This is a genomic window from Streptomyces sp. NPDC028368 (assembly GCF_055565615.1).
On record NZ_JBVHTY010000003.1, the window covers coordinates 110,904 to 135,061 of the forward strand.

20 protein-coding genes are annotated in these 24,158 nt (G+C 69.7%); 15 read left to right on the plus strand and 5 right to left on the minus strand.

All coding sequences use genetic code 11. From position 1 onward, the window contains the following. The first annotated feature begins 39 nt into the window (after positions 1-39). Positions 40-1,491, plus strand: coding sequence for a GntT/GntP/DsdX family permease (locus ACZ4S3_RS07545; RefSeq protein ID WP_467927715.1), 1,452 nt, complete (start codon positions 40-42; stop codon positions 1,489-1,491). Between the two features lie 170 nt (positions 1,492-1,661). Here ACZ4S3_RS07545 and ACZ4S3_RS07550 read toward each other — a convergent pair whose 3' ends face one another. Continuing rightward, the gene (locus tag ACZ4S3_RS07550) at positions 1,662-2,153 is read right to left on the minus strand and encodes an ATP-binding protein (protein WP_467927719.1); all 492 of its coding nucleotides are present in this window, start codon (positions 2,151-2,153) and stop codon (positions 1,662-1,664) included. 257 nt (positions 2,154-2,410) lie between these two features. Here ACZ4S3_RS07550 and ACZ4S3_RS07555 point away from each other — a divergent pair, with 257 nt between their 5' ends. The 4 genes from ACZ4S3_RS07555 to ACZ4S3_RS07570 all read left to right on the plus strand — a co-directional run bounded on the left by ACZ4S3_RS07555 (position 2,411) and on the right by ACZ4S3_RS07570 (position 5,652). Beyond that, entirely contained in the window at positions 2,411-3,256 is an 846-nt protein-coding gene (locus ACZ4S3_RS07555) for a helix-turn-helix domain-containing protein (RefSeq protein ID WP_467927723.1), read from the plus strand. Positions 3,257-3,267: 11 nt separating this feature from the next. After that, positions 3,268-3,465, plus strand: a complete 198-nt coding sequence (locus ACZ4S3_RS07560; RefSeq protein ID WP_467927727.1) for a DUF397 domain-containing protein — start codon at positions 3,268-3,270, stop codon at positions 3,463-3,465. A gap of 317 nt (positions 3,466-3,782) precedes the next feature. Continuing rightward, complete coding sequence (locus ACZ4S3_RS07565; protein WP_467927731.1) at positions 3,783-4,142, plus strand: hypothetical protein; 360 nt, start codon at positions 3,783-3,785, stop codon at positions 4,140-4,142. Between the two features lie 361 nt (positions 4,143-4,503). Continuing rightward, a complete protein-coding gene (locus ACZ4S3_RS07570; RefSeq protein ID WP_467927734.1) occupies positions 4,504-5,652 on the plus strand; it encodes a DUF1266 domain-containing protein in 1,149 nt (382 codons plus the stop codon). Between the two features lie 210 nt (positions 5,653-5,862). Here the strand turns inward: ACZ4S3_RS07570 and ACZ4S3_RS07575 are convergent, their stop codons facing one another. Further along, the gene (locus ACZ4S3_RS07575; RefSeq protein WP_467927739.1) at positions 5,863-7,482 is read right to left on the minus strand and encodes an FAD-dependent monooxygenase; all 1,620 of its coding nucleotides are present in this window, start codon (positions 7,480-7,482) and stop codon (positions 5,863-5,865) included. A 38-nt stretch (positions 7,483-7,520) separates the two neighbouring features. Between ACZ4S3_RS07575 and ACZ4S3_RS07580 the strand changes: the two genes are divergently transcribed. Then, complete coding sequence (locus ACZ4S3_RS07580; RefSeq protein WP_467927743.1) at positions 7,521-8,177, plus strand: TetR/AcrR family transcriptional regulator C-terminal domain-containing protein; 657 nt, start codon at positions 7,521-7,523, stop codon at positions 8,175-8,177. Here the strand turns inward: ACZ4S3_RS07580 and ACZ4S3_RS07585 are convergent, their stop codons facing one another. The 3 genes from ACZ4S3_RS07585 to ACZ4S3_RS07595 are packed head-to-tail and all read right to left on the minus strand — an operon-like array spanning position 8,178 to position 11,673. Further along, positions 8,178-9,335, minus strand: coding sequence for an acyltransferase family protein (locus ACZ4S3_RS07585; protein ID WP_467927747.1), 1,158 nt, complete (start codon positions 9,333-9,335; stop codon positions 8,178-8,180). Then, positions 9,332-10,696, minus strand: a complete 1,365-nt coding sequence (locus tag ACZ4S3_RS07590) for a polysialyltransferase family glycosyltransferase (protein WP_467927751.1) — start codon at positions 10,694-10,696, stop codon at positions 9,332-9,334. The genes ACZ4S3_RS07585 and ACZ4S3_RS07590 overlap by 4 nt, the downstream gene beginning before the upstream one ends. Next, positions 10,696-11,673, minus strand: a complete 978-nt coding sequence (locus tag ACZ4S3_RS07595; RefSeq protein WP_467927754.1) for a glycosyltransferase family 2 protein — start codon at positions 11,671-11,673, stop codon at positions 10,696-10,698. Before ACZ4S3_RS07595 ends, ACZ4S3_RS07590 begins: the two co-directional genes overlap by 1 nt. A 223-nt stretch (positions 11,674-11,896) precedes the next feature. On the opposite strand from ACZ4S3_RS07595, the gene ACZ4S3_RS07600 reads away from it, so the two are divergent. From ACZ4S3_RS07600 to ACZ4S3_RS07640, 9 genes are all read left to right on the plus strand, one after another. After that, on the plus strand, positions 11,897-13,180 hold the full coding sequence (locus ACZ4S3_RS07600) for a DUF6716 putative glycosyltransferase (protein WP_467929586.1): 1,284 nt from the start codon (positions 11,897-11,899) through the stop codon (positions 13,178-13,180). 44 nt (positions 13,181-13,224) lie between these two features. Then, the gene (locus ACZ4S3_RS07605) at positions 13,225-14,508 is read left to right on the plus strand and encodes a cytidylyltransferase domain-containing protein (RefSeq protein WP_467927756.1); all 1,284 of its coding nucleotides are present in this window, start codon (positions 13,225-13,227) and stop codon (positions 14,506-14,508) included. Between the two features lie 67 nt (positions 14,509-14,575). Beyond that, a complete protein-coding gene (locus ACZ4S3_RS07610; protein ID WP_467927759.1) occupies positions 14,576-15,508 on the plus strand; it encodes an N-acetylneuraminate synthase family protein in 933 nt (310 codons plus the stop codon). Between the two features lie 176 nt (positions 15,509-15,684). Further along, positions 15,685-16,740 carry a hypothetical protein gene (locus ACZ4S3_RS07615; RefSeq protein WP_467929587.1) on the plus strand — a complete coding sequence of 352 codons (1,056 nt, stop codon included), beginning with the start codon at positions 15,685-15,687 and terminating at the stop codon, positions 16,738-16,740. Positions 16,741-16,926: 186 nt separating this feature from the next. Beyond that, on the plus strand, positions 16,927-18,162 hold the full coding sequence (locus ACZ4S3_RS07620) for an amidohydrolase (protein WP_467929591.1): 1,236 nt from the start codon (positions 16,927-16,929) through the stop codon (positions 18,160-18,162). Between the two features lie 735 nt (positions 18,163-18,897). Next, complete coding sequence (locus ACZ4S3_RS07625; RefSeq protein WP_467927762.1) at positions 18,898-19,935, plus strand: BMP family lipoprotein; 1,038 nt, start codon at positions 18,898-18,900, stop codon at positions 19,933-19,935. Positions 19,936-20,114: 179 nt separating this feature from the next. After that, complete coding sequence (locus tag ACZ4S3_RS07630; protein ID WP_467929596.1) at positions 20,115-21,743, plus strand: ABC transporter ATP-binding protein; 1,629 nt, start codon at positions 20,115-20,117, stop codon at positions 21,741-21,743. Next, complete coding sequence (locus ACZ4S3_RS07635; protein WP_467927766.1) at positions 21,740-22,846, plus strand: ABC transporter permease; 1,107 nt, start codon at positions 21,740-21,742, stop codon at positions 22,844-22,846. The genes ACZ4S3_RS07630 and ACZ4S3_RS07635 overlap by 4 nt, the downstream gene beginning before the upstream one ends. Then, positions 22,843-24,132 (plus strand): ABC transporter permease, encoded by a 1,290-nt coding sequence (locus ACZ4S3_RS07640; protein ID WP_467927770.1) that lies wholly within the window; start codon positions 22,843-22,845, stop codon positions 24,130-24,132. Before ACZ4S3_RS07635 ends, ACZ4S3_RS07640 begins: the two co-directional genes overlap by 4 nt. Positions 24,133-24,158: the final 26 nt, after the last annotated feature.

Below are 24,158 nucleotides of genomic sequence, written 5' to 3' on the forward strand. Positions count from 1 at the left end.
CCCCCCATCCAGGGAATCCCCGAACCGTAGGGAATCGCCGTGACACATCTCAGCGTCGAGATGCTCGCAGCGGACGCGACCGAGCCCATCACCTCGGCCGGTCACGCGCAGCTGGGCATCGCCGTCCTGGCCGGCATAGCCGTCATCGTCCTGCTCATCACCAAGTTCAAGCTGCATGCCTTTCTGTCGCTGATCGTCGGCTCGCTGGTGCTCGGCGCGGTGGCCGGGGCGCCGCTCGACAAGGCCATCGTCAGCTTCTCGACGGGACTGGGCACGACGGTCGCGGGCACCGGCGTACTGATCGCGCTCGGCGCCATCCTGGGCAAGCTGCTCGCCGACTCCGGGGGCGCCGACCAGATCGTCGACACGATCCTGGCGAAATGTGGAGGGGCAGGGCCGCAGGCCCTTCCGGCGAAGGGCGGTGGCGGGCGACGGGCGGGCGGCAAGGCCATGCCCTGGGCGATGGTGCTGATCGCGGGCATCGTCGGCCTGCCGATCTTCTTCGAGGTCGGCATCGTCCTTCTCATCCCCGTGGTGCTGCTGGTCGCCAAGCGCGGCAACTTCTCCCTGATGCGGATCGGCATCCCGGCGCTGGCCGGCCTGTCCGTCATGCACGGTCTGATCCCGCCGCACCCCGGCCCGCTGGCCGCCATCGACGCGGTCCACGCGAACCTCGGCGTCACGCTGGCGCTGGGCGTCGTGGTCGCCATTCCCACCGCGATCATCGCGGGCCCGCTCTTCTCCCGTTACGCGGCCCGGTGGGTCGACATCCGTCCGCCGGAGAACATGGTCCCCGAGCGCGCCTCCGACGACCTCGACAAGCGCCCCGGCTTCGCCGTCACGGTCGCGACCGTCCTCCTCCCCGTCGTCATGATGCTGGCCAAGGCGCTGGTGGACATCGTCGTCGACAACCCGGAGCACACCGTCCAGAGGATCTTCGACGTCGTCGGCTCCCCGCTGATCGCCCTGCTCACCGCCGTCATCGTCGCGATGTTCACGCTGGGGCGCGCGGCCGGCTTCACCAAGGGCCGGACCGCCGCCACCGTCGAGAAGTCACTCGCCCCCATCGCCGGCGTCCTGCTGATCGTCGGCGCGGGCGGCGGCTTCAAGCAGACGCTGGTGGACGCGGGCGTCGGCCAGATGATCCTCGACATCTCCAAGGGCTGGCACATCTCCACGCTGCTGCTGGCCTGGCTGATCGCGGTCACCATCCGCCTCGCGACCGGCTCCGCGACGGTGGCCACCATCTCCGCCGCCGGCCTGGTCGCCCCGCTCGCCGCGGACATGTCCACCACCCATGGCGCCCTTCTGGTCCTGGCCATCGGCTGCGGCTCGCTGTTCTTCAGCCATGTCAACGACGCCGGCTTCTGGCTGGTCAAGGAGTACTTCGGGATGAGCGTCGGCCAGACGCTGAAGACCTGGTCGGTGATGGAGACGCTGATCTCGGTGGTCGGCATCGCGTGCGTACTGCTGCTGTCGCTGGTCGTCTAGCCCCCGCTACCTGCTCTACCTGCTCTACCTGCTCTACCTGTACCTTCCGGGCGGCTTCCGCCCCGGGCGCCCACCCCCCTCCGGCGCCCGTTCCCCTCACGAGGCCGTGCCGGCCGCTGTCCGCCGGCGCGGCCTCGTGGCACGTCCGCCTGCTACGTGGTCGACGCCGACTACGCGGCCAGCGCGGGCGGTGCCTGCGGAGGCGGCGTCCTCGTATGCAGCGCCAGCTCGAACCAGATGGTCTTGCCGCCCGGCCCGAGCAGCGAGTTCCCGAGCGCACAACCGCCCCACTCATCAGCGATGAGGTCGAGGATCGGCAGCCCCCGCCCGCCCACCGCGTCGGGCAGGGGCGGCGCCGCCACGACGGGCAGACGGGGACAGGTATCCGTGACGCTGACCCGCAGTACGGGGCACACCCAGCGCAGGCGGACGGAGGCCGGCCCGTCGGCGTACCGGACCGAATTGGTGGCCAGCTCCGAGGTCAACAACTCAGCCCGCTCGGAGAGTTCGAGAAGCCCGTGAGCGGTGAGGACCGTCCGCAAGGTCGTCCGGGCGATCCCGGGGCCACGGGGGTCGCGCGGGAAGGCGAGCTCGTATTCCCAGGGGTCGGTGAAGGCGAGGGGGGTGGGGTCGGGGTTCTCGGCGTACGGGGTCGAGTTCACGCGGGCACCTCCATGTGCGGCGCGATGGGTGTACGGGGCCGGTCGCTCGCCGGGGCCGGACGGTGGCATTGCCGGGCTTGGTTGGCGCGGTGCGCTTCCGTGGGGCGGCGCCAGTGAGTGAGTGGCGTGTGGCACACCGTAATGCGCAGATACAACGCGTGCTACCTAACTCACTCAAACGAGTAGTACGAACATCGTTGATGGACGCACGGTGTCCGGGATCGGCAAACTGTGTTTCCGAGCGAGGAGTTGAGCCCATGGCACCGCGTCAGGCCCCCACCATCCGACAGCGCCGTTTCGGTGCAGAGCTCCGTCGTCTGCGCGAAGCCGTCGGCATGTCAGCCCCCATAGCGGGTGAACGGCTTGGGTCCGACCGCACGATGATCTCTAACATCGAGTCGGGGCGATTCGGTATCAGCGAGGAGCGGTTGCGCCGCCTGGCGAGCATCTTTGAGTGTGGTGATGCGGAGCTGGTCGATGCCCTTGCCGCGATGACCGGGGGTCGGCCGAAGGGATGGTGGGACGAATACCGGGGCAAGGTTCCGCCGGACTTCCTGGATCTGGCGGAGCTGGAGCACCATGCCGTGAACCTGCGGACACTCCAAACGGCACACGTTCCTGGCCTCTTTCAGACGGAGGACCATGCTCGTGCGCTCTTCGATCTCTTCGTTCCGGCCTTGCCGCGGCTGGAGGTGGAGCTGCGAATTGCTCACCGTCTGGCCCGCCACCATGTGATCGTTTCCGGGATGCCATACGTGGGTCTCGTCCACGAGGCGGCCCTCCGGATGCGGATCGGCGGATGCGGTGTCGCCAAGGCTCAGTTGAACCGCCTCCTCGAGGAGAGCGAACGCGAAAATGTCCGTCTCCTCGCGATTCCCTTCGTAGCCGGCGGCTTCCCCATGGCCGGAGACACGATGGTGTACGCCTCGGCCGAAAACCCGCACCTGGACACCGTGCAGGTGGATTCCCCGATCGGCGCGGTCTTCTTTGACTCCCCAACTCAACTGGCCAACTTCCGTCGGCGGCTGGACTCGGTCGAACAGGTGGCGTTGAATCCAAAGCGTTCGAGGGACCTCATCCTCGACATCGCCAAGCATCTGTAAGAGGGGTTGTCGTGACCGAGTTGAAGTGGCTCAAGTCCTCGTTCTCGGAGGCTTCCGCCAACGCCTGTGTCGAGGTCGCCGCGACGGGCGAGGGAGTGGCGCTCCGGGAGAGCGACGCCCCGACCCAGGTCGTCACGACCGGCCGGGGTGCGCTGCGCGGGTTGATCCTCGGCGTGAAGACGGACTCACTGGGTGGGCCACCCCGCTGACCGACGGTCCGAACGACGGCCCTGTCGGCGGCCCGGAGCGCGTGCGCCCGGGTCGCTGATGTCGCAGCGTGCCGAGGCGCGCGGCGACGTGGAACTCGGCATCCACCTGACGCGATAGCCAGGTCCCAACGCAACGGGCCCGGCTACAGCCGTTGTTGTACCGTGCCCAGACTCCCCATCACTTGAATTCAAAAAGACCATCAGGCCGGTTTTATCGCTGGCGTGTTCGACTCGTAGTGTCAGTGCTGAGTGGATATCCCGCGGGGTGCAAAAGGAATGATTGTTCTCAGAAAGATGCTAAGAGACTAGGAGTCGCAGTGCACGCGGGAGAAGTGAATCCCAATGAAGTTCTTGCCGAGATCATCCTGAGTAAAAAAGTTGGAACGAGTCATGTTCGGCTGGTTGGTGACCTGATCTCGGTCGATGCGCAGCTCAGCGTGGCCGCACTGGAGCGCGGCGGTCTGCCGATTGAGCAGATGGCTGATATCGCTGAGTTTGTGCTGCCACTGGAGGAGGCATATTTCGAAGTTTGGGAAGGGGTGAAGTCTGCGCCCAGCCTCGAAGAGCGAATTCCCAAACTGAAGGAATTGGAGCGCGCGTTGAAAGATATCATAGAGGGGATCATTGAAATCGCGCAGAGGTATCAGCTTTCAGTAAGTCGGACATACCTCGATTGAGTCACCGCGCCTTGTCGTGCCTCGGCGACATTGGGCCTGAGCGAGAAGGGTCATCTCCGCCGCCTGGGTGCGCGGTCTAGGCTGCGTCAGCGGATGCGCCCGTCGGCCACAGGGCGAACACCGCTGGCGGGCGCGTCCGCCGTACCGGGACGCCTGGGGCGACGCCTATCTTCATTGTCACCGTGCCCGGGTCGACTCGACCGAGGGGTTTGGATGTGCCGACGGCGTAGGCGGCTGCGGATTGCGCGGGATGAGTAAGCTCGGTAGTCGATCACTGCACCGGGCCAAGTATTCGACGAGATTGGGAAGATCCCGGGTGAACGAGGTGGGGGTTCCGTGGCTGCCAGCCACGGATGTGGAAATGGGCCTGTTCGACGCTCGAGCCCGAGGAGACTGGGCCGCCTATTTCGATGTCCTGGCTGCCACTCATGTGTTTTTGGCGGACGGGCGGCGTGAGGTCGACGCGGGCCACGGCGAATCCAGCATAGGCGCGGAATGGTGGAATCCGGCGATCGGGCAGTGGTGTCTGACCGTGGTGACGGAGGGGATGCTGCCGGTACCGAGTGCTGATGTGGTGTTCCACAGTCCGTATCTGCATCAGCTCGGGGAATGGCTGGCCTTGGAAGGCTGGTGGCTCGCGGTCAATCCGGGGACGCCGTGCGAAGGGTACTTTCCGCCGAACCCGCAGCTGTGGCGTATGCATGAGCAGCGGGTGAAGACGTCCGATCAGACCAAGCGGCTGCGGGCCATCCGTACTGGGCCGACGCGTGGTCTGCTGGCTCAAGGGCTCGCCTGTGGTGCGCAGTTGTGCATCAATAACGGGTTCCCGTGGAACATGGTCAATTGGCATGGCGCGGGCTATCGGGGCGAGAAGGAATCACTCAAGAAGTGGTGGGGCGTCGAGAGTCGGGCGGGCTGGCTGGAGCAGCAGGAGGCGCTGCTCAGTCCCGCGGCTGGGAACTCCTATTGGGAGTTCGTGCTCATGGTGCGGCAGGGGGTCACGCAGGCGACGGGGCGGCCGGTAGATGCCGTGACATGGCGGTCCGCGACGGAGCAGGTACTGCGGGCGGAGGGGGAGAGCGAGAAGGGGATCAAGAAGGCCGGCGGGATCATTGGGAAGATTCTGCGGTACGAGGCGCGGTTCCGGGCCGATGGGATATTGGCCGAGGATCAGTGCGTGTCGTCGGTGCGGGCCTGGTATCTGGGGCGTGCCTCGAATATGGCGCGATGGGGCCTGGGCGCTCGGTTCTGTGACATCGGGGAGACGGAACAGAGGCTTGTGCAGACCGCGGAGTTGAGCCGGGCGGCGTACAGCTCATGGGCCGATTTTGGGCTGGGGTTCGTACTCGGTCGGTGTCTGCATTTCGACAAGGAGAAGTTCGGCAGCTGGTTCACCGAGATGGTGGATGTGTACCGGACGTTGATGTCGGATCCGGGCAGCCCATGGCTCAACATCCCTTGGTTCGGGGAGCGGGGGGAGACGGCTGAGGTGGCGGCGGCCGGCCGCTGAGCGCGCGGTCCTGTGCGGACGGCCGTTGCTGCGTGAGATCCATTCGGTCGCACCGCTCTCCATACCGCCGTCACCGGTGCCATCAGGAACACGGGTCAGCCGGTTGCCGTCCGGAAGTGGGGATGGGCGTCTTCCCGGACCCGGGCCCATCGGCCAGGCCCGGGAAGACGCAGACGTGCGGCAGTTGCCTGCGGACGGTGCCGATGCGCGTCAGCGCGCCGCCGTCGCCGCGCCCGCGCCGACCGCCGCGCCCGCCCCGACGTACGCGTCCAGGGCACCAGCAATGTGCTCCGTGGCCCCCTCCGCCCCCGCCGCGACGGCGACATACCCGTCCGGGCGGATGAGGAAGACGGCCGGGTCGGAGCCGTACGCGTCCCGGACGTGGCCGTCCGTGTCGATCAGGTCCGGGGACGGGCCGCCGATGCGCACGGTGCGCAGCAGGTTCGGGTCGGCGGGTAGGGCGGTGTCGGCCACTTCGGCTCCGTTGAGGGCCAGGACGGTGAACTGCGGGCCGCGGAGGGCGGAGAAGAGGCGGGTGGGGCGGCCGTCGGCGGTGGTGCACGGGGCGTCGGGGGCGCGGTCGCCGGCGTGGAGGGCGGAGTCGGGGAGCTCCGGGCGCAGTTCCTGGGTCAGGGGGCTGTCCGGGTAGCCGACGTCGAGTTGGTGCAGGTCCCGGCCGCGGCGCAGTGAGCCTGAGCGGTGCAGGCGGGTGCTGGTGTCCAGGATGTGGGCGGCGATGGGGCGGCGCTCGGTTTCGTAGGTGTCCAGGAGGGTGTCGGGAGCGCCGTGGCGCAGCACCTGGCCGAGCTTCCAGCCGAGGTTGTAGGCGTCCTGGACGCTGGTGTTCAGGCCCTGGCCGCCGGCCGGGGAGTGGATGTGGGCCGCGTCGCCGGCCAGGAAGATCCGGCCGAAGCGGAAGCGGTCGGCCATACCGGCCTTGGGGCGGAAGAGGGAGGACCAGACGACCTCGCGGATCTGCTCGGGGGCGAGGTGGGTGTGGGCGGCGAAGAGGGCGCGGACGGCCTCGGGTGAGGTGTCCGGTTCCGTGGCGGGTGCCACGACCATGCCCTGGAAGAGGTCGGTGTGGGCCAGCGGGAGCAGGGCGGCGAAGCCGCCGCCGGGGTGCATCCAGCGGTGCCAGTGGTCCCGGTCGAGGCCGTCCACCCGGACGTCGGCGAGGACCGCGACGCCCGGTTCCAGCGCCGGGCCGCTCATGCCGACGTCGAGCCCCTTGCGTATGGTGCTGCGCCCGCCGTCCGCGGCGACCAGGTAGCGGGCCTCGATGGTGCGTACGCCGCCGTCGGGGAGGGCGAGGCGGGCCCGTACGGCGTCCAGGTCCTGCTCGAACGAGGTGAGTTCGGTGCCGAAGAGGACGCCGCCGCCCAGCTCCAGCAGGTGGTTGTGGAGGATTTCCGCGTTGCGCCACTGAGGGACCATCAGGGCGTTGGAGTGCGGCGTGGAGGGGGTGGGGTCGACGCGCTCGATCATCTGGTGGGAGGACACGATGCGGCCGTCCTCCCACAGGGCCATGTCCGGGTACGTCCCGCCGGCCGCCTGGATGGCCTCCAGTACGCCGAGGTCCTCGTAGACCTCCTGGGTGCGCGGCTGCAGGCCGGTGCCGCGGGCGCCGGGGGAGAGGCGGTCCTGGCGCTCGACGATCAGGGCGCGTACGCCGCGCCGGGCGAGGTCGATGCCGAGGGCGAGGCCGGTCGGGCCCGCGCCGGCGATCAGTACGTCGACAGCCGTGACAGCTCCCGCGGTCGTGACGGATCCCGCGGTCGTAACAGATTCGGCAACGGAGTTCGCTTCCTTAACGCTGTTAAGTTCCATGGTTCCGAGGATGCGCTTAACGGTGTTAAGTTGTCAACATGGCATCGCGAATCGACCGGAAACAGGTAGTGGAGACCGCCCTGCGCCTGCTGAACGAGGTGGGGCTCGAAGGGCTCACCCTGCGCCGTATCGCGAAGGAGCTGAACGTCCAGGCCCCCGCCCTGTACTGGCACTTCAAGAACAAGCAGGAGCTGCTGGACGAGATGGCCACCGAGATGTTCCGGCGGATGGCCGGGGGGCTGACGGCCGGGCGCGGCACCTGGCAGGAGACGCTGCTCACCAGCTGCCGCGGGCTGCGCCGCGAGCTCCTCGCCTACCGCGACGGCGGCCAGGTCTTCAGCGGTACGCGGATGACGGACGAGAGCTACGCCGAGCCGTACGAGAGGCTCCTGACCCGGCTCGTCGAGGCGGGCTTCGCGCCGCGCGACGCGGCGCACGCCTGGTGGACGGCGTACAACTTCACCGTCGGGCTGGTGATCGAGGAGCAGTCGGTCCATCCGGACCCGGCTGAGCCGGCGGACGTCGACCCGGCCTACGACTTCGACAGCCGCGAGCGACGGCTCGGCGAGACCTATCCGCTCGCGGTCGAGGCGGGGCGGGACACGTTCGGCGACATCGAGGCCGCTTTCGAGGCCGGCCTGCGCTTCATCGTTGCCGGGATCGAGGTCACGGTCGGCCCGGGGGCGGCGGGCTGATCACCGCCGCCGGGGATCGACCGATTGTTTCAGTACGGGTGTCAGCGGCCGCTCCACCCACCGGTGCAGCACCCACGCCAGCAGCAGCATCAGCCCGACGGTCAGTATCAGCGTCGCGTACGAGGGCAGGCCCAGGTTGCGGTGCAGGGCGCGGACGACGACCCAGCCCAGGTGTTCGTGCACCAGGTAGAAGGGGTAGGTCAGCGCGCCCGCCACGGTCAGCCAGCGCCAGTTCGCCCAGCGCAATCCCCCCAGGGCGACGGCCGCGACCAGGACGAATCCGATCGTGACGACGGCGATGATGCCGGCCGTGGAGCGGTAGGAGAAGGCGTGGACGGACGGCGCGTGCCAGAGTCCGGCGACCGCGTAATGCTGTCCGATCAGCCAGCTGACCAGCACTATCGCCCAGGCTATGGGGTCGCGGGCGCCGTAGCGGTGGAGCAGGTACAGGCCCACGCCGCCGATGAAGAACGGGGCGTACTCGGGCATCAGCACGACATCGAGGAACGGCTGGTGGGCCGCCTGGGCGAGCGCCGCCGCCAGCGTCCAGCCCGCGCAGAAGAGGACGACGCGGCTGCGGGTGGCGCCCGGCAGGATCACACAGACGGCGAACAGCGCGTAGAACCGCATCTCGGCCCAGAGGGTCCAGCAGACGCCGAGCACCCGCTTCACCCCGAGCGGCTGCTGAAGCATCGTCAGGTTCGTCAGCACCTCGCTGGGCGTGAGCGCCTTGTAGGCGACCCAGGGGAGGGCGAAGACAAGGGTGATGATCAGGATCGCGGCCCAGTACGCCGGATAGAGGCGCGAGATACGGGAGGCGATGAATGCGCGGAGGGTGCGGCCCCAGCCACTGAGGCAGATGACGAAGCCGCTGATCACGAAGAAGATCTGGACGCCCAGACAGCCATACGCGAACAGGGGCGCCAAGGTGGGGAATTGCTGGGCGGGCGAGCCGCCCCAGGCCCCGGCTATCTCGCCGCCGCGGCCCCCGTAGTGGTACGCGGCGACCATCAGCGCGGCGAGCAGCCGCAGCCCGTCCAGTGCGCGCAGCCGGGACGGTCCCGATTCCCGGCCGCGCACCCGTATCCGGGCGGTGGGGGTGACGGAGGCCGGCGCCAGGGGCTGCGCGCCGGTCGCCAGCTGGGGAGTGGTGGTCATCCGAACGCGGCCCGCTTCTTGATCCTGCGCTGTACGGCCCGCGCCCGGCGGGCGACCCGGCGCACGGTGGCATTGCGCGGGATGAACGACAGCTGGGACGGGAGCGCGCCGGGCAGCGCCAGCGCGGTCAGCCGGCGGCGCTTGAAGTAGCGCCAGGTGTGCTGGTCCAGATGGGCCGCGAGATAGCGCTCGGCGACCGGGCGCAGGTCCGGGTAGATCTGGTGCTGCATCGCATAGCCGACCGCGCCGACCAGCCCGCCGACATCCTCGGCGGTGGCACGGCCGCGCGGCCGCTCGCCGGTGTCCCCGAGATCGGGTACCAGCGCGTCCACGAGCGTGACCGGGATGCGGTTGCTGTTCTGGTACGGGGTGAGCCGCTCCAGCAGCAGGCCGGTGCCGGTCTGTGCGGTTGGCAGGCCGTAGAAGGTGGCGGCGGTCAGCAGCGCGGTGGAGAAGCAGCCGACGACGAGAGCGGGCCGCATCCGCTGATAGAGGACCTCGGCCAGTACGGGGCTGTCCAGCACCGTCAGCTCGATGTCCAGCTTCTCCGCCTCCCGCTCCAGCAGCCGCGACCAGCGGGCGGGCGCGGACGGATGCGGCTTGAAGACGATCTCCCGGTGACCGCGCTCGAGGGCGCCGCGCACCATCCGCAGATGCAGCTCCTCTTCCTCCTCGGGGGTGAGGATCTCCAGCGCGGAGAGGTACTGGCCGAGCAGAAGCGCGCCGCCCTCCGGTACGTCCAGATCGGCCAACTCGCCGCTCGCGTCGGCGAGTTCGGCCAGCACCTTGGTGAACGCCTCGGTCGGTACGGTCTGCGGCGCCACACCGAACTCGGTGAGCAGCAGCGGCGTCAGGCCCGGCACCAGGTCCAGATGCAGCAGGCGGCCGATGCGGGTGCCGATCAGCGGGTCGAGCTTGTTGCGGGTGGGGCCGTAGCTCATCAGGCCGTCGGCGTAGACGTCGAGGGGCGCGCCCGGGAACACCTGGGCCAGCGCCATCGCCGGGTTGACCTGGATCGATTCGACGACCAGCTCGACGTCCGAGTCGCCCAGCCCCCACAGCAGCCGCAGATGCCGCTCCCACAGCGGGGCGTCGTCCGGGCGCGGGGACCAGCCGCCGGGGTGGAACGGGCTGATCGTCTCGTTCCACGACAGCACCCGGTCGAACCGGCCGCGCAGCCGCGCGAAGCCCGGCATGGTGTCCAGCGACGCGGTGGTCTCCGGGGTCGTGGCGTTGTTGCTGAGCAGCAGCAGACGGCGGTCGGCCGGCTCGAAGCAGTCGGCATCCAGGGCGGCGGCGAGGGTCGCCGCGCCGTAGAGCGTGGACGCCATGAAGATCTGGGTACGGGGCCGGTTCGGCATCAGGCGGCGACCTCCGCAGGGACCGGACGACGGCGCAGCCGCCGCAGCCGGGACGCACGCTGCACATCCATCGAATCCAGGGCTTCCTTCAGTACGTCCTGCGGCATGCGTTTCATGGCCGCGGCACTCATCGCACGCAATTTACGGGCGACCTGCGGTTCGAATCGTTCGATCGAGCCGAGGTGGTGAGAAATGATCGCGCAATAGGTGCGCACCGCTTTCGGGAGCAGCACCTCCGCATCGCGATCTTGCGCGGTTTCTTCGATCACCTGGTCGAAGGCGCGAATGAAGTCCAATTGCCGCACGTCACCGATCTGCGTCAGGGAAGACGCCACCCCGCGCCGGTAGAAGACGCCGAGGAGACCGACCACCGCCATGGACTTCGCCTCGCGGTGCAGCCGCCAGATCCAGGGGCGGTCCTCCGCGGTGCGCAGCCCGTGCCGGAAGTGCAGCACCCCGTCGTCCAGCAGCCTGCGGTGATAGATCCCGGCCCAGGCGTAGGCGTAGTCGACGGAGGTGGAGCGGTCGGCGGGCAGGATCAGCGCGCGCGGGTCCATGACCACGCCGCGCCGGCCGTGCGGGACACGGTGGACGGTGCGGGCGCGGTTCGTGCACTGGACGTGGTCGGTGCGCACGAAGTCACAGCCCAACTCCTCTATCGCGCCGAGGAGTTCGCCGAAGTATCCGGGCGCGAGCCAGTCGTCGCCGTCCAGGAAGGTGACGTATTCACCGCGGGCCTCGTCCAGGCCGGTGTTCCGGGCGGTGGCCAGGCCGCCGTTCTGTTCGTGCCGCAGCACTCTGGCGCCCGGCAGCTCGCGCTCGGCGCGCGCAAGGATCTCCGGGGTCTCGTCGCGCGAACAGTCGTCGACGAGCAGGAATTCAAAGTCCTCGCGGGCATTGGCCGCCAGGCTTTTCAGGGTGTCGGGCGCGTATGTCTGCACGTTGTAGAACGGCACGATGACGGAGAGCTTAACCACCCGGGTGACGTTAGGGGCGGAGTCGGCATTCGTCTTTACGTGATCCAGACTTCAGGGTGAACGAAGAATGTCGGGATGGTTAACCAGGCCGCCAACCGGGCCGGTTCGCCATTCGTCGACCCGCTGTTAACCCTTTGTTGCGGCCCAGTTGGCCCGCCAAACGGAATGCCTTCCTAGCGTCTTCGACGTGCCATCACGTACCACTTCTACGCCGCGAGTCGCCGTGCTCGCCGACTCGGATACCCGGTGGAAATGGGGCGCTTTGACAGCGTACCGAATCCAACCGGACATCCGGCTCGACGGCTACCTGCTCCGCGGCCGCGCCACTCCCACGGTCCGCCAGCTCGACGAGGTCGGCGCCCGTGCGGACTCGCTGCGCGAAATCAGGGGCATCGACTTCGTACGCAAGATCGACCGTAGTGGATACGACGTCGTCGTGCTGGCCTGCGTAGGCGGCGCGGTGCAGGCGATGCTGCACGGCCTCGCCCACGCCTGGCGCAACGCCGAGCGGCGCCCCGTCGTCGTCACCGGCTACGTCGGCGTGGTCTACGAGAAGCTCGCCGACGGGCTGCTGCTGCGGCACGGCGCGGATGTCGTCCTCGCCAACTCCCGGCACGACGCGGACCGGTTCCGCGAGGTCTACCGGGGCGTCGGCGCCGACGACGGCAGCGTCGTCGAATGCGCCCTCCCCTTCCTCGGCGGCGACCCCTATACGGGCCGGCACGACCCATACACCGTGGTGTTCGCGGCGCAGCCCTCCGTACCGGAGAGCCGGGCCGACCGGACGTACCTGCTGCGCCGGGCGGTGGAGCACGCCCGCAAGCACCCCGACCGCGAGGTGCTGATCAAACTCCGCAGCAAGCCGGGCGAGCACACCACGCACATCGAGGAACTGCCCTACCAGAAGCTCGCCGCCAAGACGCCCGGCGGACTCCCCGCCAACTGCCGTCTGGTGTACGGGAACATGGGCGAGGTCCTGGACCGCACCGACCTGATGGTCACCGTCAGCTCGACCGCCGCCCTGGAGTCGCTGCACCGCGGCATTCCCACCGCCGTCCTCACCGACCTCGGCATCCGCGAGGCGCTCGGCAACCACTCCTTCCTCGGCTCCGGCTGCCTCGCCTCCTGGGACGAGCTGGACGCCGGACACCGCCCGGAGCCCGACGCCGGATGGCTGGCGCGGCAGGGAGTTGCGGCCGACGGTCCCTACGAGCAGGCCTTCGACGCGGCCCGCGCCCGGGTCACCGAGCTGCGCACCGCCGACCGGCTGCCGCCGATCACCCCGTACTACACACCCCGCACCGCACCCGGCTACCTCCCCGGCATCCTCGCCCGCCACGGCCTGGACCCGCACGGCGAGCCGATCGCCGGCTACGCGGATGCCCCCGAGGAGACCGGCGGACTGCGCCGGGTCGCCCGCGAGACCGTCCGCGAGGCCGCCCGCGGCGCCTACCGCCACGGCGTGCAGCGCGTCGCCCCCGCCATCCGCCGCTGGGGCCAGCTGTGACCGACCCGTACACCCGGAGCCCCCACCCCCGGAAGGAGCCCGATATGCCGCAAAGCCCCCAGAGCAGCCCCCCGACCGTGGTGGCCGTCATCCCCGCCCGTGGCGGATCCAAGGGCGTGCCCGCCAAGAACCTCGCCGTCGTCGGGGGCGTGCCCCTGGTGGCCCGCGCGGTCCGCGAGTGCCGCGCCTCCCGCCTGGTGACCGATGTGATCGTCTCCACCGACGACAGCGCGATCGCGGCCGCGGCGCGCGGCGCGGGCGCGCTGGTCGTCCGCCGCCCCTCGGACATCGCGGGCGACACGGCCACCAGCGAGGCCGCGGTGCTGCACGCGATGGACGCCTACGAGGCGGAGCAGGGCACCAAGGTCGACGCCGTGCTGCTGGTCCAGTGCACCAGCCCGTTCATCGTCCGCGAGGACATCGACGGAGTGGCCTCGGCGGTCGTCGAGGACGGCGCGGACAGCGCACTGACCGTGGCTCCCTTCCACGGCTTCGTATGGCGCGACGCGGCCGATGACGCGGGCGTGGGCGCGGCGATTCCCGCCCAGTCCGCCGCCGGCGCCCCGTCGTCCACCACCGCCCCGGCCACCGTCACCACCGTCGGCGGCTACGGCGTCAACCACGACAAGTCCTTCCGGCCGCGCCGCCAGGACCGCCCCCAGGACCTGCTGGAGACCGGCGCCGCCTACGCCATGGACGCGGCCGGCTTCCGCGCCGGCGGCCACCGCTTCTTCGGCCGTACGGAACTCGTACGCACCGACCCCGCCCGGGTGCTGGAGGTCGACGACCCGCACGACCTCGCCCGCGCCCGTGCGCTCGCGCCGCTGCTGGACGGCCCTCGCCCCGGCGCACTGCCCACCCGCGAGGACATCGACGCGGTGGTACTCGACTTCGACGGCACCCAGACCGACGACCGGGTGCTGATCGACTCCGATGGACGGGAGATCGTCGCCGTGCACCGCGGTGACGGCCTTGGCATCGCCGCGCTGCGCAAGGCGGAGCTGAAGCTGCTGATCCTGTCCAGCGAGCAGAACCCGGTCGTCGCCGCACGGGCCCGCAAGCTGCAGGTGCCCGTTCTGCACGGCATCGACCGCAAGGACCTCGCCCTCAAGCAGTGGTGCGAGGAGACGGGCACCGACCCCGAGCGCGTGCTCTACGTCGGCAACGACGTGAACGACCTCCCGTGCTTCGACCTCGTCGGCTGGCCGGTGGCGGTCGCCGGAGCACACGACGTGGTGCGCGGCGCGGCCCGCGCGGTCACCGCGACCCCCGGAGGCAGCGGCGCGATCCGAGAGATCGCCGCCTGGCTCCTGGGCCCGTCCCTGTAACTCCGTTACAGAACCCGATCCCCCCGCACACCCCTTACCGCTCCACCGATATCAAAGGAACCTCCCCATGAGCAGCAACTCCCGCCTCCGCACCCTCGGCGACCGCGAGGCCGGCCCCGGCCGCCCCGTCTACGTCACCGGCGAGATCGGCATCAACCACAACGGCGACCTGGAGAACGCGTTCGCGCTGATCGACGCCGCCGCCGACGCCGGCTGCGACGCCGTCAAGTTCCAGAAGCGGACCCCGGAGATCTGCACCCCGCGCGACCAGTGGGACATCGAGCGCGACACCCCCTGGGGCCGGATGACCTACATCGACTACCGCCACCGCGTCGAGTTCGACGAGGACGGCTACCGCGCCATCGACGAGTACTGCAAGAAGCGCGGCATCGCCTGGTTCGCCTCCCCGTGGGACGTCGAGTCCGTCGCCTTCCTCGAGAAGTTCAACGTGCCCTGCTACAAGGTCGCCTCCGCCTCCCTCACCGACGACGAGCTGCTGCGCGCCCTGCGCGCCACCGGCCGCACGGTGATCCTCTCCACCGGCATGTCGACCCCGAAGCAGATCCGCCACGCGGTCGAGGTCCTGGGCAGCGAGAACATCCTGCTCTGCCACGCCACCAGCACCTACCCGGCGAAGGCCGAGGAGCTCAACCTGCGCATGATCAACACCCTGCAGGAGGAGTACCCCAACGTCCCGATCGGCTACAGCGGCCACGAGACCGGCCTGCAGACCACCCTCGCCGCGGTCGCCCTCGGCGCCACCTTCGTCGAGCGTCACATCACCCTCGACCGCGCCATGTGGGGCTCCGACCAGGCCGCCTCCGTCGAGCCCGGCGGCCTGACCCGCCTGGTCCGCGACATCCGCACCATCGAGGAGTCCCTCGGCGACGGCGTCAAGAAGGTCTACGAGTCCGAGCTGGGCCCGATGAAGAAGCTGCGCCGCGTCGCCGGTGTGGTCGCCGAGTCCGAGGACGCCGACCGCGAGCCGGCCGCCGTCTGACCACCTGGCAGACAGGAGTTCCCACTGTGAGCTCACGCGAAGGGACCCACGCCGCCGCGCCCGGCGCCGAGGTCCCGCCCCAGGAGACGACGGGTACTCCCGCCCGTCGTCTCCTGGGGGTGCCCCGGCAGCGCAACCGGACCGCACCCTGCGGGAACGACGAGAGCGGAGCCCCCATGGACACCGGCACCCTCGCCTTCGTGGAGAGCCCGGTGCAACTGCTCAACGTCCTGGAATGGGCACACACCGCCAAAGCCACCGCCCTCACCGTCGTCGTGCTCTCCCCGCACGACCCGATGACCCGCGGCCAGCTGCGCCGGATGGCCGAGCTCGCCCGGGACGAGGGCCACGCGGTGCGCTGGGAAGAGGCCCGCGGCGGCCCGACCGCCCCGATGCGCACCATCGGCGGCCTCACCCCGCTCCTGCGCCGCGCCCGCCGCATCGTCCTCGGCGACCCCTTCTCGCGCTACGTCCAGCTGCTGCTCACCCTCACCCGGGCACGCAACCTGGTCGTGGTCGACGACGGCACCGCCACCATGGAGTTCATCGGCCAACTCGCCCGCGGCGAACGGCTGGTGCGCTGGCACCGGCACGGCAGCGGACGCGGCGCCCGCGACCTGATCTTCGCGCCGTTCGCGAGCATCGCGCGCCGCCGCCTCACGCCGGCCCCCGACGGCGGCCGCCGCACCATCGGCCTCTTCAGCTCCATGCCCGTAGAGGTCCCGCCCGGCGTCCACGTCACCACCAACGACTTCGCCTGGACCCGCGCCCGCTTCGGCCCGCCGCTGCTCACCCGCGGCACCGACCTCGTCGGCACCTCGCTGGTCGAAACGGGAGTGGTGGACGCCGACCGCTACCTGGAGGCGGTCCACGCCCTGGCACGCACCCACGGCGCCACCCGCTACTTCGCCCACCGCCGCGAGAGCACCGACAAGCTCCGCCGCCTCGCCACCGAGACCGGCCTGGAGATCGTCCGCCCCGACCTCCCCCTCGAACTGATCGCCCGGCGCGGCCCCATCGGACGCCTGATCCTCAGCTTCCCCTCCACCGTGGTCCACACCCTGCCGCTCGCCCTCCAGGGCACCGAAGTGAAGGTCGCGGTCTGTGACATCGACCCCGCCTGGCTCACGGCCAACGCCTCACCGCGCGCCCAGGGCTTCCTCGACGGCGTGACGGGGAGCGCACGCGATGTCCGGCGCCTCCAGTTCACCGGGGGACTGGCCACCGGATGAACCGCCGGATGGACGGCTGGGTAGACGGCTGGGTAGACGGCCGGATGAAACCTAACGGCATACCCCTGACATCAAGCATCCATGCACCAACCGGGCTGATTTTCGTCCCCTAACGGGTTGAACTTTTGTTGATCGAGGGACAGTTGACCCACCCGGGGCCCTAACCTTCAACGGGTGAACCACTTGATGTCCCCCGATGCCGCCGCCCCGACCCTGCTCCCCGGTACCGTCCCCGAGCCCCTCCTCGCCGAACTCATCGCCTTCCGGCGCGATCTGCACCGCCACCCCGAGCTCGGCAACCAGGAACTCCGCACCACCGCGGCGATCAAGGCGCGTCTCGAACAGGCCGGCCTCCACCCCCGCGTCCTGACCACCGGCACCGGCCTCATCTGCGACATCGGCATGGAGCCGGGGAACGGCACGGAGCCGGGGGACGGGAAGCATTCCCTCCTCGCCCTCCGCGCGGACATCGACGCCCTCCCCATCCCGGACACCAAGACCGTCCCCTACGCCTCCGCGGTCCCCGGCCGCGCCCACGCCTGCGGCCACGACGTGCACACCGCCGTCGTCCTCGGCGCCGGCCTGATCCTGGCCGAACTGGCCCGCGAGGGAGGGCTGCCCCGCCCCGTACGGCTGCTCTTCCAGCCCGCGGAGGAAGTCCTGCCCGGCGGCGCCACCGACGCCATCGAATCCGGCGTCCTGGAAAATGTCGGCCGCATCCTCGCCGTCCACTGTGACCCGCGCGTCGACGCCGGCCGGCTCGGTCTGCGTACCGGACCGATCACCTCGGCCTGCGACCGGCTGGAGGTCGAACTCGACGGCCCCGGCGGCCACACCGCCCGGCCCCACCTGACCACCGACATGGTCACCGCCGCCGCCCGGGTCGCCCTCGACGTACCGGCGCTGATCGCCCGCCGCGTCGATGCCCGCGCCGGCCTCGCCGTCACCTGGGGCCGCCTCGAATCCGGCCATGCCTGCAACGTCATCCCGCAGCACGCCGAGCTCTCCGGCACGGTCCGCTGCCTCGACCTCGACGCCTGGCACCAGGCCCCCGACCTGGTCCACGCCGCCATCGACGAGACCGCCGCCCTGCACGGCGCCAAGTCCCAGATCAACTACGTGCGCGGCGTCCCGCCGGTCGTCAACGAGCCGGTCAGCGCCCAGCTCCTCCAGGACGCCATGACCGCCCGCCGCGGCCCCCACTCCCTCGAGGACACCGAACAGTCCCTGGGTGGCGAGGACTTCTCCTGGTACCTCGAACACGTCCCCGGCGCCATGGCACGCCTCGGCGTCCGCCGCCCCGGCGCGCGGCACCAGTACGACCTGCACCGCGGCGACTTCGACGTGGACGAGGAAGCGATCCGGGTGGGCGTCGAGCTCTTCACCGCGGCGGCGCTTCTCGACGGGGAACTCTCGGGCTGACCCCGTATCCGAGCCGCCCCGCCCCCTTGGCCGTCGCGGTGGTGGCGGAAGTGGCCCGCGTAGTCGAGGAGTTGGGCGATTCCGGCGCGCAGTCGGTCCGTCTCGTTGCCGCCGGCCATCGGCTTCACCTCGCACAAGGTCAGCGCGCCGCCGTCCCCGAGCCGTGCGAGGCCGTCTCGGACGCACCGGTGCGAGGGCTCCGCGCCCGCATGCCGCGCCGGTCGGCGACCGCTACGGCAGGGCGCTCGTTCGCCGGGCGGTAGGGGAGCCGACCTCGACTGGCCCCGTATGCCGGCGAAGGCCGGCGGGCGACGGGCGGCCGCGCTCCCGATGGTCGTCGTACGGTCCGTGGCGGGCTGGACGATCACCGCACCGCGGCAGTTCCGGTTGATCATGCTGCGGCCCGACGCGGCGGCGGTGCGGTCGGGACCGGCTGGGTGGGAGCGGGCCGGCTCGGATGATCGCGGCCGTGGACGGACGCCGGAACGGGCGGAGCGGGGGAGACCCGGATGGCGCAGCCCGGCCTCGATGCGATCTTGAACGCGGGCCCGGCCACCACCCCGTCCCCGGCCTCGCCACCCGCCCCGTGACCTGCGGTTGCCGCCCGGTTACGACTGCCCCCTTCGCGACAAATCGATAACGTCCACGCAGTGGAGGGTTTTGCGCCGGGTCTACGCGCGTTAATCTCCCGACAAGCCGGCGCCAAAGAAGGCGCTGCGAGTCGAAGGGGCCCTCGTGCACCGAGTATCCAAGATCGTTGCTGCGGGCATTGCCACCGCGGCCCTCACGCTCTCGCTGAGCGCCTGCGGCGAGTCGTCCACCGAGTCCGGCGGCAAGGACAAGGGCGTCGGCCTCGCCTTCGACGTCGGCGGCCGGGACGACCACTCGTTCAACGAGGCGGCGGCCCGTGGCGTGGACAAGGTCCAGAAGGACCTCGGCGTGAAGTCCAAGATGATGACCGCCAAGAACGGCGAGACCGAGGCGGACCGCGAGCAGCGGCTGTCCTCGCTGGCCGAGGCGGGCTACAACCCCGTCATCGGCGTCGGCTTCAACTACGGCAAGTCCGTCAACAAGGTCGCCAAGCAGTTCCCGAAGACCACCTTCGGCGTCGTCGACTCCGCCTCCCAGGCCAAGAACGTCTACGGCATGGTCTTCGCCGAGAACGAGGCCTCCTACCTCGCCGGTGTCGCCGCCGCGCTGAAGAGCAAGACCCACAAGGTCGGCTTCATCGGCGGTGTGAACAACGCGCTGATCCAGAAGTTCCAGGCCGGCTTCGAGCAGGGCGTCAAGGACACCGACGCCAAGACCAAGGTCACCTCCGAGTACCTCTACGCCAACGACGACAAGGGCTTCAACGACCCGGCCGCCGCGAAGGGCAAGGCCAAGGGCATGCTCGACGCCGGAATCGACGTCATCTACACCGCGGCCGGCCAGTCCGGCAACGGCTCGATCGAGACGGTCGCCGGCAAGAAGGGCACCTGGGCCATCGGCGTCGACTCCGACCAGTACCTGCAGCCGGGTCTGGCCAAGTACAAGAGCTCGATCCTCACGTCGGTCATGAAGAACGTCGACGTGGCGGTGTACGACCTGGTCAAGAGCGTGCACGACAAGAAGCCGCTGACCGGTAACAAGAGCTACACGCTCAAGGACAACGGCGTGCGGCTGTCCACCTCGGGCGGCTTCATCAACGACATCCAGGCCAAGATCGACGCGGCGAAGAAGAAGATCGCGTCGGGCCAGGTGAAGGTCAGCGACACCCCCGCCAAGCAGTAGGGTCCTGTCGGCCCGGCGCAGCGGCCACCACGCCGCCGCGCCGGGCCGTTCGCCGGAACAACCCGGCAGCTTTTCGGCTTTTTTCGGCGCCAACACTACGCGCGTAGCGTGGAGTTGGCGCGATATCTTCGCCTCCCCGCTCCTTCGTACCACTCCCTGTCCCCCGAGGAGAGTGCGCCATCAAAGCGTCCAGCAGCCCCCAGGCAGACAGCGCCCCCGCCGCGGCACCGGCGGTGGCACTCCGCGGGATCACCAAGCGGTTCCCGGGAGTCGTCGCCAACCACGACATCGACATCACCATCCACCGCGGCACCGTGCACGCGCTGGTCGGCGAGAACGGCGCGGGCAAGTCCACGCTGATGAAGATCCTCTACGGCATGCAGAAGCCGGATGAGGGCACCATCAGCATCGACGGCGACCAGGTCAGCTTCCACAGCCCGGCCGACGCCATCGCCCGCGGCATCGGCATGGTGCACCAGCACTTCATGCTCGCCGACAACCTCACCGTCCTGGAGAACGTCGTCCTCGGCGGTGAGAAGCTGCACGGCATCGGCGGCAAGGCCCGCGCCGAGATCCTCAAGATCTCCGAGCGCTACGGCCTCGGTGTCCGCCCCGACGTCCTCGTCGAGGACCTCGGCGTCGCCGACCGTCAGCGCGTGGAGATCCTCAAGGTTCTCTACCGCGGCGCCCGTACGCTCATCCTCGACGAGCCGACCGCCGTCCTGGTCCCCCAGGAGGTCGACGCGCTCTTCGACAACCTGCGCGAGCTCAAGGCCGAGGGCCTGACCGTCATCTTCATCTCCCACAAGCTGGGCGAGGTGCTCTCGGTCGCCGACGACATCACCGTCATCCGGCGCGGCACCACCGTCGCCTCCGTCGTCCCCAGCGAGACCACGCCCAAGCAGCTCGCCGAGCTGATGGTCGGCAGCGAACTGCCCTCGCCGCAGACCCGCGAGTCCACCGTCACGGACGTGGAGATGCTGAAGGTCGAAGGGCTGCGGCTGACCACCGCCGACGCGGAGGGGGTGGAGCGCACCGTCCTGGACGATGTGTCGCTGACCATCCACAAGGGCGAGGTCCTGGGCATCGCGGGTGTGGAGGGCAACGGCCAGGCCGAACTGGTCGAAGCCATCATGGGCATGCGGGACCCCGACGGCGGCACGATCGCGCTGGACGGCATCGACATCAGCCACCTTTCCACCCGCACCCGGCGCGAGGACGGCATCGGCTACATCCCCGAGGACCGCCACCGGCACGGCCTGCTGCTGGAGGCCCCCCTGTGGGAGAACCGCATCCTGGGCCATGTCACCCAGAAGCCCAACGCCAAGGGCCGGCTGCTCGACCTGAAGGCCGCCCGCGCGGACACCAAGCGGATCGTCGCCGAGTACGACGTCCGCACCCCCGGCATCGAGGTCACCGCGGCCTCGCTCTCCGGCGGCAATCAGCAGAAGCTGATCTTCGGCCGTGAGATGAGCCATCACCCCAAGCTGCTGATCGCCGCGCACCCCACCCGGGGCGTGGACGTCGGCGCCCAGGCACAGATCTGGGACCAGATCCGCACCGCCCGCCACGAAGGTCTCGCCGTACTGCTGATCTCGGCCGACCTGGACGAGCTGATCGGCCTGTCCGACGGCCTGCGGGTGATGTACCGCGGCCGGCTCGTCGCGGACGCGGACCCCGCCACCATCACCCCGGAGGAGCTGGGCTCGGCCATGACCGGCGCCGCCAGCGGCCATCTCACCCATTCCGACAGCGACTCCGCCGCGGACTCGCAGCCGCGCTCGTCCCAGGAGGGGGAGTCCGAGTGAAGAAGCTCGACAAGAACAAGCTGATCCTGGGCATCGCCGCGCCCGTCCTGGCGATCGTCGCGGCGCTGGCCATCACCTCGCTGATCATCCTGGCCACCGGCAAGGACCCGATCCACGCCTACCTGGTGATGGCCGACTTCGGCTCCAAGAGCGACAGCCAGGTCTGGATCATCAACAAGGCGATCCCGTACTACCTGTCCGCGCTGGCCGTCGCCATCGGCTTCCGGATGAACCTCTTCAACATCGGCGTCGACGGCCAGTACCGCATCGCGGCGTTCTTCGCCGCGGTGGTCGGCGGTGCGCTGACGCTCCCCGGCTTCCTGCAGATCCCGATCATCATCATCGTCGCGATGCTGGTCGGCTCGGTCTGGGCGGGTATCGCGGGCCTGCTGAAGACCACCCGCGGCGTCAGCGAGGTGATCACCACGATCATGCTGAACGCCATCGCGGCCGCGGTCATCGGCTACTTCCTCCAGGACGGCCGGCTCGCGGTCAAGGACGGCAACCTCTTCCACACGCCGAACCTCCCGGCCTCCAGCCACTTCTTCACCATCCCCACCCAGCCCGCTCCTCTCGACGGCTTCCTCGTCATCGCCGTCGTCGTCGGCTTCGTGTACTGGTTCGTGCTCAACCGCACCCGCTTCGGCTTCGACCTCCGTACGGTCGGCCAGTCCGAGTCCGCGGCCGAGGCGGGCGGTGTCAGCGTCAAGCGGATGATCGTCACCTCCATGCTGCTGTCCGGCGCCGCGGCGGGCCTCATCGGTATGCCCACGCTGCTCGGCGAGTCGTACAACTACGGCACCGACTTCCCCGTCGGCATCGGCTTCACCGGCATCGCCATCGCGCTGCTGGGCCGCAACCACCCGGTCGGAATGGCCGCCGCCGCACTGCTGTGGGGCTTCCTCGAGCGCACCGGAACCCAGCTCGAATTCGAGGACTACCAGCAGGAGATCGTCGGTGTGATGCAGGGCGTCATCGTGCTGTGCGTCGTCGTCGCCTACGAACTCGTACGGCGCTACGGCCTCAGACTCCAGCAGCGGCAGGTCGGCGCGGAGCTCGCCGCCCAGGCCCGTAAGACCGAGAAGGCGGAGGTGTCCTCGTGAGTACGAACCTCACGGCTCCGGTCGACCAGAGCCCCCATCACCACAAGCCCAAGACCCCCCGGGCCAAGCTCAGCTACCCCAAGGTCCTGCTGATCATCTCGGGCAGCCTGATCCTGCTGTCCCTGCTGCGGGTGATCACCGGCGCCAACAACCTGACCGAATCCGGCCAGTACACCGCCGCGCTCAACGCCGCCGTGCCGATCGGCCTGGCCGGCCTCGGCGGTCTGTGGTCCGAGCGCTCCGGCGTCATCAACATCGGCCTCGAAGGCATGATGATGCTCGGCGCGTTCTCCGCGGGTGCGGTCGGCTGGCAGCACGGCCCCTGGGCCGCGGCGGCGGCCGGCATCGTCGGAGGCGCGCTCGGCGGACTGCTGCACGCCGTCGTCACCGTCACCTTCGGCGTCGACCACATCATCTCCGGCGTCGCCATCAACATCATGGCGCTCGGCCTGACCCAGTTCCTCGCCAAGCTGTGGTTCGGCGCGGACGGCAGCGCGGCGGCGGCCGCCGGCGGCAACGACAAGCAGTCGCCACCGATGCCCGACATGCCGACGTTCACCGTCCCCGGCCTGTCCGACTGGCTCTACTCCATCGAGCAGCACCACTGGTTCCTGGTCTCCGACGTGGCCGGCATCCTCGGCTCCCTGGTCACCAACGTCTCCTGGCTGACCCTGCTGACCGTCGTCATCTTCGTGCTCAGCTTCTTCGTCCTGTGGCGCTCCTCCTTCGGTCTGCGGCTGCGCTCCTGCGGCGAGGGCCCGATCGCGGCCGAGTCGCTGGGCGTCAACGTCTACCGCTACAAGTACGCGGCGGTGGCCGTCTCCGGAGCGCTGGCCGGCCTCGGCGGCGCGTTCCTCGCGATCTACGTCCACATCTACCAGGACGGCCAGACCGGCGGCCGCGGCTATATCGGCCTCGCCACCATGATCTTCGGCAACTGGCGGCCGGGCGGTGTCGCCATGGGCGCCGGCCTGTTCGGCTTCATGGACGCGCTCCAGCTGCGCGGTGGCGGCCCCACCGTCCACGCGCTGTTGCTCCTGCTCGCCGTGCTGCTGGTCGGCCTGGCGGTGTGGAAGCTGCGTGGCGGGCAGCGCACCCAGGCCGTGATCAGCCTGGTCGCCGCCGCGCTGCTCGCCCTCTGGTACGCCACCACCGACACGGTCCCGCTGGAGATCGTCGGCGTCGCCCCGTACATCGCCACGCTGCTGGTGCTCTCGCTGGCCGCGCAGCGACTGCGGCCGCCGAAGGCCATCGGCAAGATCTACCGAAGAGGCCAGGGCAAGTGAGCGAGCGCAGCGAGAGAGCCATGGAG

Bases quoted from the DNA above. Each gene is read 5' to 3' on its own strand.
- ACZ4S3_RS07570 (WP_467927734.1), top strand. From the start codon at position 4,504: ATGGGCCTGTTCGACGCTCGAGCCCGAGGAGACTGGGCCGCCTATTTC.
- ACZ4S3_RS07580 (WP_467927743.1), top strand. From the start codon at position 7,521: ATGGCATCGCGAATCGACCGGAAACAGGTAGTGGAGACCGCCCTGCGC.
- ACZ4S3_RS07585 (WP_467927747.1), bottom strand. From the start codon at position 9,335: ATGACCACCACTCCCCAGCTGGCGACCGGCGCGCAGCCCCTGGCGCCG.
- ACZ4S3_RS07615 (WP_467929587.1), top strand. From the start codon at position 15,685: ATGGACACCGGCACCCTCGCCTTCGTGGAGAGCCCGGTGCAACTGCTC.
- ACZ4S3_RS07575 (WP_467927739.1), bottom strand. From the start codon at position 7,482: ATGGAACTTAACAGCGTTAAGGAAGCGAACTCCGTTGCCGAATCTGTT.
- ACZ4S3_RS07605 (WP_467927756.1), top strand. From the start codon at position 13,225: ATGCCGCAAAGCCCCCAGAGCAGCCCCCCGACCGTGGTGGCCGTCATC.
- ACZ4S3_RS07610 (WP_467927759.1), top strand. From the start codon at position 14,576: ATGAGCAGCAACTCCCGCCTCCGCACCCTCGGCGACCGCGAGGCCGGC.
- ACZ4S3_RS07590 (WP_467927751.1), bottom strand. From the start codon at position 10,696: ATGCCGAACCGGCCCCGTACCCAGATCTTCATGGCGTCCACGCTCTAC.
- ACZ4S3_RS07555 (WP_467927723.1), top strand. From the start codon at position 2,411: ATGGCACCGCGTCAGGCCCCCACCATCCGACAGCGCCGTTTCGGTGCA.
- ACZ4S3_RS07620 (WP_467929591.1), top strand. From the start codon at position 16,927: ATGTCCCCCGATGCCGCCGCCCCGACCCTGCTCCCCGGTACCGTCCCC.